This window comes from Vibrio tapetis subsp. quintayensis, from assembly GCF_030409945.1.
Lineage (GTDB): Bacteria > Pseudomonadota > Gammaproteobacteria > Enterobacterales > Vibrionaceae > Vibrio > Vibrio quintayensis.
The window spans coordinates 195,715-208,317 of sequence record NZ_JAUFQV010000025.1 but is presented as its reverse complement, the minus strand read 5'-3'; the positions used below and the strand labels follow the sequence as shown (position 1 = coordinate 208,317).

Below are 12,603 nucleotides of genomic sequence, written 5' to 3'. Positions count from 1 at the left end.
CAGGGTTAACGTTTAACTCTGATGGAAGCTATAGTTTTGATGCGTCTAGTTATGACAGTTTATCCAAAGACGAAACGCTAGATATTGTTGTGCCTGTCACTGTCACCGATGAAGCTGGCGGGACAGGCATCACAACGCTGACCATTACCATTACAGGTACGAATGACGATCCTGTGGCAAACATTGCCACTGCCGATGTACTTGAAGACGCGATTTTAAATAGTGTTGTAACCGCGTCGGATGTCGATTTGCCATCGGGTAGTAATCTAACGTTTACGACAACGTCGACAGCCACAGGATTAACGTTTAACTCTGATGGTTCATATACATTTGATGCGTCTAGCTACGACAGTTTATCTAAAAACGAGAAGCTGGATATTATTGTACCTGTTACCGTCACTGATGAATCTGGTGGTACTGATACGACATTGTTAACCATCACAATAACAGGTACGAACGATGACCCGGTCGCGGTCGCTAAAGTTGATGCCGTTGTTGAAGATAGTATGATCGCGGGTCATGTCACGGCGAGTGATGTAGATCTTCCAGTAGGTAATTCACTTAGCTTTACAACAACTAGTACCGCTGCTGGGCTGACACTTAATACGGATGGCAGCTACATATTTGATGCAAGTAGTTACGACTTTCTTTCTGAAAACGAAATACTTGAAGTCGTTGTCCCTGTGACAGTGACCGATGAGGCCGGTGGCACAGATACAACAACATTAACTATTACTGTTACGGGTACGAACGATTCCGCGACAGTTTCTTCCGTGAATAAAGTACTCGCTGAAACCGATGCAGCGCTCACCTCTACAGGCACATTAACCAGCGACGATGTTGATAACCCAGATAACACCTTTACGCCTGCAACGGTTTCAGGGCCTATTGGCACTCTAACTTTGTTATCGAATGGTAATTGGTCTTTTCTTGCTAATAGCGCGTTTGATTCAATGCAAGTTGGAGATGAAGTTCGACACACTTTCAATATCACCTCTATAGATGGCACGCCAAGCTCGGTTGAAATCATTATTCAGGGTACCAACGATGCTCCGGTTATCAATTCGGCAGTCGGTGTAACGGGCTCGCTTGAAGAGGACACCCCGAGTTATCAAACGACAGGAACCTTAGTTGTGAGCGATCCTGACCACGATGTGTCATCTGATATGACGTGGACGAATCTCACAACTGGAACTCCGACTTACGGTAGTTTTTCTTTGGATGCGAATGGCAAGTGGACTTATGTCCTGAATAATAACGATACCGTTGTACAGTCATTGTCAGAAGGCCAATTTGTAACAGATACCTTTACGATTCAAGTCAGTGATGGAGATTTAACCGATACTCAAGTTGTTACGGTCACTATTAAGGGTGACAACGATACCCCCGTTATTACCTCTGGTGTGACATCGGGAGCGACTGTCGAAGACGTGACGACTGTGGCAACGGGTCAGTTAGTGTTTGATGATATTGATTTGTTAGACACCTTGTCTTGGGCTGTGAATGGTGGAGGAACAGGTACCTATGGAGATTTGTCTATCGACCAAAATGGGTTGTGGACTTATACCCTAGTGAGCACCCGCGTGGACTCGTTACATCAAGGTGAAGTTGTGAGTGAATCTTTTACCGTTCGCTTAAGTGATAACCATGGTGGGTTTGTTGAACAGGTCATCAACTTAACTGTCACAGGAACCAATGATCTGCCAGCGGTTACAGGCGACGTCGTTGGGGTGGTTGAGGAAGATACGATTTTATCCGTTGATGGAACCATAGTCGCATCGGATGCTGATGTTCCTGACTCCGTCACGATGACTTTGACAAGCGCTACTGATACGCCTTACGGCTTGTTTTCATTTAACCCATCGACAGGAAAGTGGGTATATACCTTAGATAACGCAGAAGCTCAAAAGCTAGCAGAAAATGAAACGGTTACAGAAATATTTAACATCAAAGTAGCAGACACCTACGGTGGTATTACTAATCAAAGCGTTACGATTACCATCAAGGGTGATAATGACCAACCGACTATTTCAGGTGACTCATCGGGTAACGTCAAAGAAGATACTACCTATACTGCTACTGGCACTTTAGCAGTAGCGGATGTCGATGTTATTGATGATCACTCGTGGTCGGTGAGTGGCGGAGGTGTTGGTAATTTTGGTAGCTTGTCTATCGATGCGAATGGTGAATGGACATATAACCTGAACAACGGCAGTAATCGTGTCCAGCGGATTGGTGAAGGCGATACCAAAAAAGATTTTTTCACTATTATTGTAGACGATGGGAAAGGTGGTACTGATACTCAGCTAATAAGTATCACCATTACAGGGACAAACGATGCACCTAGATTAAGGGGTTCCCGAAGAGGGGATGTGACTGAAGATGGCACACTGAGTGTAACAAAACAGCTTTATCACGGAGATAAAGATGTAGGGGATACTCATACTTGGACAGTGGTGTCTTCGCCTGCCTCAAGCTTGGGAACATTTGTATTATCGGCGACAGGAAAATGGACGTTTACGTTAAACAATGGCGCAGCCCAACATCTGGATGCTGGTGACAAAGTGATTGAATCGTATCAAGTGAAGGTTGAAGACCAGGAAGGAGCATCAAAAACGAAAACGGTCAAAGTGTCTATTTTTGGTACCAATGACATACCAACATTAGAAGGCGACTTGACGGGGGATGCTACTGAAGATATTGGCTTGATTGTAACTGGGGTATTAACTGATGGTGATGTCGATGCGGATGATACTCATGTATATGAAGCACTCAATCCTTCAGGCCGATATGGTGAGCTTGTGTTGACGCCTGCGGGTGATTGGACATACACATTAGACAATACAAAAGCTCAAGTTCAAGCTTTGGCTGATAGTGAAACACTCACCGAGACTTTCCGGGTGACCGTAGAAGACAGTCACGGAGCGAAAACTGAAAAGAATATCGTGGTGACGATAAACGGTAATAATGATGATCCGACTATCACAGGCCCCAACTCAGGAACGGTTATAGAAGCCGTATCTGGTCAACAGGAAACCAGCGGTAAATTGGTTGCATTGGACGTTGATACAACAGATTCCCATAGCTGGAAAGTTCAAACCGGAACAGGCCTTTCGGGATCGTTATTAGGTACGTATGGCACATTAAGTATTGATGAAACGACTGGGATGTGGACTTATACGCTTGACTCTACAAAAACAGAAACCGTTGCGCTAGATGCTGGTGAAGTCGTGAATGATCCGTTCACGATAGAAGTCTCAGATGGAAATGGCGGAACAGACACTCAAGTCATCACTATTAATGTTGTCGGTACCAATACTTCCCCGCTGATTGTTGGCGATGAAACCGGCACCATTACCGAACTTGTCGGCACAGGAGTCTCTGGAGTCGATAATAAGGTGATTGGCCAGTTAGATTCGGGTGATCCTGATGGGTCTGACAGCCATGATTGGTTGATCGTTGAGCCAACAGGCACGTACGGAACCATGTCAATAGATGTGAATGGCAAGTGGACATTTGTGTTAAATGACACAGCTTCTGCTGTAAATGGCTTAGATAACGGCGATATCGTTACTGATACATTTACAGTTCAAGTAAGTGATAGCTTTGGCCAGGTCAGCACCGCACAAGTTGAAGTGACGATCACCGGAACAAACGATGCGCCGACTCTCGTAGGCTCGAATGTTACAGGCACAATCACTGAAGACGGTGCGACATCTGTGTCTGGAAAACTAAAATCCGGCGACCCAGATGTACATGATACGTCGAGTTGGAGCATAGATGATGCCACCGGTGTTTACGGTAATCTCATCATCAATTCTGCAGGTGTTTGGACATATACCGTAACCGATATGAATGCGCCTGCAATCCAAGCTTTATCGCCCACCACCTCCATTACAGAAACCTTTACTGTAACGGTGACAGATTCAGCAGGTTTAACCGCGTCGAAAAACGTTGTCGTGACGATTCAAGGGACGAATGATAAGCCAACATTAGGCGGTGATACTACAGCGACATTCGAAGAGGATGTTACCGCTAGTCCATTGTCAGGCACAATTACATCAGCAGACATCGACACGGATGTAGCGAGTGGAACCGATACAGACGCCGTAGACACCGTTAAATTTATCGGTGCGACGATAACGGGTAACTTAGGCACTTTGACTATTAGTGATGCTGGCGTGTGGTCGTATGTAGTCGATAACAATTCAGAAAACGTACAAGGTTTGCGCGAAGGAGAAACCCACACAGAAGTATTTAACGTTCATGCGTTTGATGAATTTGGTGGAGTGGTGAATCAACCTCTGACTATCACAATTCAAGGGACTAATGATTTACCCATCGTTTTAGGTGAGGATACCGGTCGGGTAGCGAAAGACAGCACATGGGAAACGACCCAAGGCATGGTATACGCGACCGATGTTGATGTACTTGATACGGTTAGTGAGTGGAATGTCTCGCCAGTCGATGGATCTTATGGCCAATTGACCATAGATTCTAATGGCATTTGGACATTTGTACTGGACGATTCTAAACCTGCAGCGAGTGGCCTTGTCGCAGGGGATTCAGCAACAGACACCTTTTATGTGACAGCCAAAGATACGGCTGGCGGTGTGTCTGCTACGTATCCAGTGGTGATCACAGTGTTGGGAGCAGACGATGGCACAGGCCCTGGAGGCGGTGGGACACCAAACGATCAACCGTCGGTGACCGGACAAATCTCAGGGTCGGTTACCGAGGATGCGCTAACATCAGAATCGGGTCAGTTGTTAGTTGATGATAACGATAATGGTGATAGTCATACCTGGTCATTATCAGCAGATACAGATGGCGATAACATCGTTCAAGGATTGTACGGACACCTTGAATTAAACCCTATCACTGGTCGTTGGGATTACATTCTGGATAATAACAACGCGACAGTTCAAGCTCTTGATCATGGCGAAACATTGCAAGATACTTTTTCTGTTGAGGTGAAGGATTCATCAGGAGAGGCTAACGATACCGGTACGCAAACCATCACTATTGATATTAAAGGTACAGCGGACGACGTCGAAATCTCTGATCCAGTCGTAGAGACCGTGAACGTCACTGAAGACACTGATATTTCAAAATCGGGCACATTAGTGGCACCCGCAGAATTAGGGGCTCCTGCTTGGCATTTGGCGTCGGGGGCTGGTGATTATGGAACACTGACGTTAAATGAGTCTGGTGATTGGACGTACAATTTAAATAGCTCGGTTCCTGCCGTTGATCAACTAAATGTGGGTGAATCATTAACCGAGATATTTGAAGTTGTTGTTGTGGATGAGTTTGGTAAAACGACCGTCGATAGTAACGGTGATCCCGTTAAAATGCAGATCAACGTCGTCGTTAATGGCTCGAATGATGGGCCTAACATTACTGGCGAATTGGCCGCTACCATCAGCAATACAGATGATGATAGTCAAATAGTGGGTAATTTGAATGATGGTGACGTTGATGCAACAGATACCCATACTTGGAGCCTACCAGATGAAACGACGGCTAACGAACAAAATGGAACGTACGGTAAGCTGATTCTAGATCCTGTAACAGGGCAATATCGCTACGAGCTAGATAAAAGCATCGACGCGGTTAAGAATCTAGGCGAAACCGAGACACTCACAGATATATTCAATGTCAAAGTGGTCGATGCTCTGGGGTTAGAGTCTGTTAAGCCTGTAACCATTACGATAGCTGGGTCGAACCTTGAGCCGGTTATTACTGGCGATCTAACCGGAGATTCAGTTGAAGATACCGCGGTAGTGACAACAGGCAACTTAGTCGCCGTTGAATCTAATACGGATGACACTGCAAGCTTCATCGCCAAAACAGCCAGTGGTGGCAATGCACTTCAAGGCACATATGGCCAGTTTGAAATAACGAGTGACGGTGATTGGACATACAGTTTATACAACACGCAGCCACATGTGCAGGAGTTATCACCGAGTGACATTGTAACGGAAAGCTTTATTGTCACAGCGGTGGACAGCTTTGGTGTTACCACTCGAGAAACCGTGACCATTGAAATAAAGGGCACAAATGATCGACCAGAAGTATCCGGTGACTCTACGGGGGTTGTTTCAGAAACCCAAACCCTGACGGCGACTGGAAACTTAGTAACTAGCGATCTCGATGAAAGTGACAGTCACAGCTATAGCGTCACTACTTCGGCGAGTTATGGCGCCTTGGTTGTTAATCCGACAACAGGTGTGTGGATTTACACGATTGACAGCGATAATGTGACGGTAAATAGCCTAGCGAAAGGTTCGAGCATTACGGATACCGCAATAATTACAGTGATGGATGCCTTTGGAGGAACGGACACAATTTCGGTTGATATTACTATCAATGGCGAGAATGATGCTCCTGAAATATCGGGTAATCTTACTGCAGATGCCAATGAAGATACAAATACCATGCTAACGGGTCAACTGGAAACTGGCGACCCAGACGTTCTTCAAACGGCAGACACACATAAATGGACGTTGCTAAGCAATACCTCACCATATGGCGATATGTCGCTTGATCAAAATGGTAAGTGGAGCTTTAACCTGACAAATACTCATAGCGATATCCAAGCGCTTGGTAATGGTGAATCGATTGACATTACCTACCAAGTGAAAGTCACCGATCAACACAACGTTAGCCATACTCAAGATGTGACGATAACCGTTAATGGTACCAACGATCTTCCTATTATAACGGGCCCAACAACAGGAAGCGTCGTTGAAGATGGAACCGCTACACAACAAGGTAATTTGGATTTTACCGATATTGATGTAAATGACAGCCACACCTGGGATGTTCAAGGGGGCGGCGCAGGTACTTATGGGAGCTTAACTGTTGATGCTAATGGTCAGTGGACCTATACGTTGGCAAATTCATCTCCAGCAGTACAAGGCTTAGCGCAAGGTCAAACGGAGCAAGATACGTTTACTATCACCTTGTTTGATGGGACAGATACAGTGACAAAAGAGGTAACGATAGACGTTTCTGGCTCGAATGATCTTCCTTCTATTTCTGGAGATACGTCAACGTCGACGACTCAAGATGCTGTGGCTCACGTTGGTGGTTCGCTAAGCGCCGTTGATACGGATACAAACGATACTCACACATGGACAATCGTCGGAAGTGCTGAAGGCCAATATGGACATTTTGTTCTCAATCAATTGACTGGTAATTGGGAGTATCAAATAGATAACACTCTTCCAGGTAGTGATGCTCTAGGGCAGGGTGAAACAGATAGTGAGTTATTTGTTGTTCAGGTTTCCGATCCTAGCGGTGCAACTAAGAATCAAACAGTCTCTATCGAAGTAACAGGACGAAACGATGCACCACAAATAACAAGTGTAATAGCGGCGGGTAATGCGATTGTTGGTTATACAACACAGGCCCTAGGTAGCTTCACGGCTTCTGATGCAGATAGCAATAATACCGACTTAGTTTGGTCCATTGTCGATCAAGAAGGCACGTACGGTACGTTGTCGATTGATCAAACTGGAGCCTGGACGTACAACATTGATGAATCAAAGCCGGGCGCAACATCCTTGAACGCTGGATCATCGGGTCAGGAGATCTTTACCATTCAGGTGACAGATACTCATGGAGCCGTGACTCAAGAAACGGTAACGATAGATGTCGACGGTGCTTTCTATGATGGGGTGGTGACAATAGGCGCTGACATCCTAACTGGGACGGCCAACAATGAAGTTATGTTTGGTGATCCACTCGGTTCTTCTGCTGGCCCTCAAGACACGTTTGTATGGCTTTCAGGTTCTTTGGGGCTAGTCAACGGACTTCCTGGGCGAGACATTATCCGTGAATTTGATGCAACGAATGATAGCATTGATATTAGTGGCATCGTGTCTGCAGACTCGTTAGCAAACTTAAACGCGTTGACCAGCAGCATTTCATTAGTTGAATCAGGTTCAGATGTTTTGTTGTCGATAAATGATGGATCTGGCGTGATTCAAGCCATTGAATTTGAATCGATGAATCTGAATACGTTGCTTGATTACCCAAATGCTTCAGCTTTGTCGAGTGCTGACCAAATCATACGTATGCTTGGAAACGGGACGTTAAAAGTCTCTGAACACATAGGAGATGACTCAGCAAACTCTGTCACAGGAACAGGAGGCTCAGATAGTTTGTATGGGCTTAAGGGAGATGACTTCCTCACTGGGGGGGAAGGGGATGATATCCTCACTGGCGGCTCTGGAAATGATATTTTCATTTGGCATCAAGGTGAAACGAACTCGGTTGCTGGCCATGATGAAGTCTCTGATTTCGAGTTGGCTGGCGGTGATAAACTTGATTTTAGAGACATTCTCCCAGACGCAATTGATGGAACTGATCTAACAAATCTCCTCACTCACGTAAATGCGTCTATCGGATCAGACAATGAGACGATTGAGCTCGTTGTGACGCCAGAAACCGGCTTAACTCAAACCATTGATGTACACGTTGGTGACGTGGGAGCCTTTGGTTTATCTGGGGTATCGTCGTCGGCTGATATCGTATCAGAGCTTTTATCTCGTGATGCATTCAAGTGGGATTAGGTCATACTAGGTGATTACTTTGAGTTAGAAGACAAAAAAGAGTCGTAGTTGTAAATATTGGAGTCTTTGTTGTTTTGTTGGCATTGACTCATTAAAAATGACACTTAAATAATCATGTTGAATAGCCAATGACTTGGTAACAGGTGTCGTCCACCCGACAAAAGTGAGTTTCAGGGGGGATGTGACAGTTATGCTAGGCTGACACTAGCGAACGTTCCTAGACTCAGGAGCAAGAGTCGCAAGTTGTCATTGCTCTATGTGCCGTAAATTTCATGATGCCGCTTTTGGGACGCTAGTTGGAGTTAAAGGTTTAAACTGGCTATCTGGTCATGAACGGCTTAAAGAGTTCGTAGCATCTAATGGAACTATACGGACATTCTGTTTTACCTGTGACTCAAGTTTATGATTCAGAGTAAAAGGTGAGTCTCATGAAAACATGGAGTTAGCAGCTTCAATATTTGATGTCGATATACCAACAAAAGTTGACGCACAGATTTAGACTGACTATAAGGCTAACTGGTGTGAATTATATGCGGGACTGCCAACGTACTCTGAAGGGCGTACAAGTTAAGTCGTGCTATACATTCAGGTAAAACCAAGCTCAGGTTGTCGGAAATCTTAATTCCTTCAGGTCAGACGCTAGCGTTGACCTGCTTCTAATCACGCACCGACTTAAAAGTATGTAATACTGTCTATCAAGCGGAAATTAACGCATTATCTCATAATATTTGTGACTGAAAGGGTTAACTAAGTGACAACAACGCACATCGAGCTGCTAAGGCATGGCCTTCCTGAGGGGGAAGCGTGTTTTCGTGGGCATACTGATTTTCCTTTAACGCCGAAAGGGTTAGAGCAAATGCGAAATGCGATGAGTGATGCCGAGGCTCCTGATATTGTGGTGAGCTCTCCTTTAATACGCTGCAAACAGTTTGCTCTGGAGTACAGTCAGCAAAACTGTTGTCCATTGGAGATGAATGCAGATTTTAAAGAAATCCATTTTGGTGACTGGGATGGTAAGCCAAAACAAGAAGTTTGGGATAATCAGCAAGAAGCGTTAACTCAGTTTTGGGCATCTCCTTGGCAAAATACACCACCTAACGGCGAAACGGTCGAAAGTTATGACCTGCGTATTGAAAGCGCGTGGGGTGCCATGTTGGAAGAACATAGAGGTAAAAAAATTGTGCTTGTGACTCATGGTGGCGTGATGAAACAAATCATCAGGCAAGTCCTACAACTGGCCAGAAATGAAGTGTATTTGCAGCGGCTTACCATACCTTACGCGGCTAAAATAAAGATAACCGTTTATCATGATAGCGACGGTAAGCTTTGGCCTGAAGTGCACTGGCCTACGTAACTCTTATGTAATCACACCTAGAAGCCTCAACAGAGAAACCAAAAAAAGCAATGATTGATAAACTAATAAGAGAGTGGCAGGTTGTCCTATTGTCTGTCGCTATTTTTACTCGAATTCCTATCTCGGCATCGGTTCCCTATAGTGAAGAACGGAAAAACGAATCTTACAAGTACTGCGGTCTTGTTGGATTGTTAATTGGTTCGCTAACTGCCGGTGTTTATTATATTTGTCAGTTGCTTTGGCCGATAGAAGTTGCGGTTGTGCTTTCAATGTCATTCAGCATTTATGCAACGGGTGCTTTTCATGAAGATGGTTTTGCTGATACCTGCGATGGGTTCGGTGGTGGCTTTACTGCCGAGCGTAAACTGGAGATCATGAAAGACTCGCGAATTGGTGCCTATGCGTTATTGGGCATGGTGATGCTCATTTTGTTGAAATATACGACGTTAGTTTCTTTAAGCCAAATACCCACTGCACTTATCGTTGCACACGTATTAAGCCGAACGCTATCGGTCAGTTTTGTTCATACCCACGGTTATGTTCGCCAAGCTGAACAATCTAAACTGCAAATTGCAAAAAGCGCTAACAGCAAAGCGGATGCGATTATCTTAGGGAGTATTGCTGCATTGGTGGTGTTCATTGCGCTTCCGGTTAAGACCGCATTGATCCTTGTCTCTGTTTTGTTTATTGCTCGTCTGTGGTTTAGCCGCTGGATGGTTAAGCAAGTAGGGGGCTACACCGGTGATGCGCTTGGCGCGGTTCAACAGATGTCTGAAGTTATGTGTTATCTGGTTTTATTGCTGCTATAGCTTCTACAGCCGGCGATAACTGCAATTCATCCCAAATCTGAGCACGCTCTTGAAGCAAGGTTAATGCCTTTGTTCTAAGACAGAACAGTGCCAATGCTAATCTATGCCCGAGTTCATAATGACGCCAAATAACAATGCTAATTTTAACCCGTTTTCTTTTACGCCTTTTTTGGCAGACGTAACACAACACACGTTGCCTGACTCCTTTACGTTTCCCTATTATTACTCGCCACATCCGATAGCCATTGTCGCAATGGAAGAGTTACAAGCGCACTTAGCATTTTTGCAAAGCGCCCAAGCAAAGGGTGAGGCAGGAGCTGAACATCTTAATACAGGCAATATGTTTGCCGTATTGGTGGTTGAAAATCAACACGGGCAATTAGGGTATCTGTCGTCTTATGCTGGTCGACAGTCGGACGCTGGGCGTTGGGTTACCGAGTCAGATAGGTTTGTGAGTGCCGTTTATGATATCGACACTCATCACCAACAACTTGCAACTCTTCAACGAGATTTAGACGAAGCGAATTCACAACTGTCTGAATTAGAAATTTCGCTCGATGTGAGTGCATTGACGGGTGAATTGAGTAATAAAACACGCCAATCTGAACAAGAGATAGCCGATCATCAGCTGTTAATGTCTGAGGGGAAAAAACGACGGAAAGCGCTTAGGGTCGAGGCTGAATCTCGTCTTGCTTCATTAAACTCGCTCGCGAGTCTAGATGATGTTATCAAAGATCTTGGTAATGAAAGTAGCCGAGAAAAAAGGCAATTTAAAGCGCTAAAACAGCAATGGCAGGCGTCACTCAAGCAACTTGCTGATAGAGTCTCCCATTGTCATTCTCGAATAGAAAAGCAGCGGGAAGTTTGTAGCCAGTTTATCGCTGATATGAGCATTGCATCGAATAAAGCTTGTCAGTTTTTAAATCAGTCGGGTGAGCTTAAGAGTCTTTACCAATTGTTTGATGGTGGCGATGCAACCCCTCATTCCAGTGAACAGAACCTGCCAAAGCTATTGCAGTCTGCTTTTACTCATAACCTTAAGCCGATAGCGCTGGCTGAGTTTTGGTGGGGCAGCCCACCTTATGACTCGATTCGTCAGCATAAAAACCTATATCCAGTATGTCAAAGCAAGTGCTTCGAGATTCTAGAACATATGTTGAATGGCATTGCATTGGACCAAAGCCCATTAGAGCAAACCCCATCTTTCGATAAAGAGCTAGAGATAGTTTACGAAGATGATGTGCTGGTGGTAGTGAATAAACCCGCTGAGTTTCTGTCTGTTTCCGGTAAATATATTTCCGACTCCGTCCATGCTCGCATTCAACAGCGTTATCCTAATGCAACGGGGCCATTGATTGTCCATCGTTTGGATATGTCGACGTCGGGCCTATTGGTGTTAACGCTTACTGCAGAAACCAATAAGCATGTACAAAAGCAGTTTATTGAGCGAACAGTAGAAAAACGCTACACGGCACTTTTAGAGGGGGCCATTTCCGATGACGGAGGAGAAGCACTTACTGGTGAAATAACATTGCCCATTTGTGGAGACCTAGAAGACAGGCCAAGACAAATGGTTTGCCATAAACTGGGCAAAAAAGCAGAAACACGCTATCAAATACTAGAAGTGAATAATCAGCGCACTAAAGTGCACCTGTTCCCCAAAACAGGCAGAACGCATCAGTTACGTGTTCATTGCGCCCACCAAGCGGGACTCAATACTCCAATTGTTGGCGATGATCTATACGGTTTTAAAGACAGCAGGCTGTATTTACACGCAGGTTATTTGAAGTTTAGCCACCCAATAACCAATGAGGTGTTGGAATTTGAAGTTCCTGCTGAGTTTTAGCCTTATTGTTTA

General features: G+C 44.9%; 4 protein-coding genes and 1 pseudogene. All 5 read left to right on the top strand.

All coding sequences use genetic code 11. From position 1 onward, the window contains the following. Window positions 1-8,582 (top strand): VCBS domain-containing protein (locus QWZ04_RS10650; protein ID WP_290327762.1); only part of this gene is annotated, 8,582 nt, incomplete at its 5' end. Between the two features lie 241 nt (window positions 8,583-8,823). Continuing rightward, a pseudogene (locus QWZ04_RS10645) lies at window positions 8,824-8,988 on the top strand (GFA family protein); the annotation flags it as partial. Between the two features lie 345 nt (window positions 8,989-9,333). After that, window positions 9,334-9,936 carry a histidine phosphatase family protein gene (locus QWZ04_RS10640; RefSeq protein ID WP_290327761.1) on the top strand — a complete coding sequence of 201 codons (603 nt, stop codon included), beginning with the start codon at window positions 9,334-9,336 and terminating at the stop codon, window positions 9,934-9,936. A gap of 50 nt (window positions 9,937-9,986) precedes the next feature. Further along, window positions 9,987-10,745 (top strand): adenosylcobinamide-GDP ribazoletransferase, encoded by a 759-nt coding sequence (gene cobS, locus QWZ04_RS10635; RefSeq protein ID WP_290327760.1) that lies wholly within the window; start codon window positions 9,987-9,989, stop codon window positions 10,743-10,745. A gap of 118 nt (window positions 10,746-10,863) precedes the next feature. Further along, the gene (locus QWZ04_RS10630; RefSeq protein ID WP_290327759.1) at window positions 10,864-12,591 is read left to right on the top strand and encodes an RluA family pseudouridine synthase; all 1,728 of its coding nucleotides are present in this window, start codon (window positions 10,864-10,866) and stop codon (window positions 12,589-12,591) included. The last annotated feature ends 12 nt before the right edge of the window (window positions 12,592-12,603 follow it).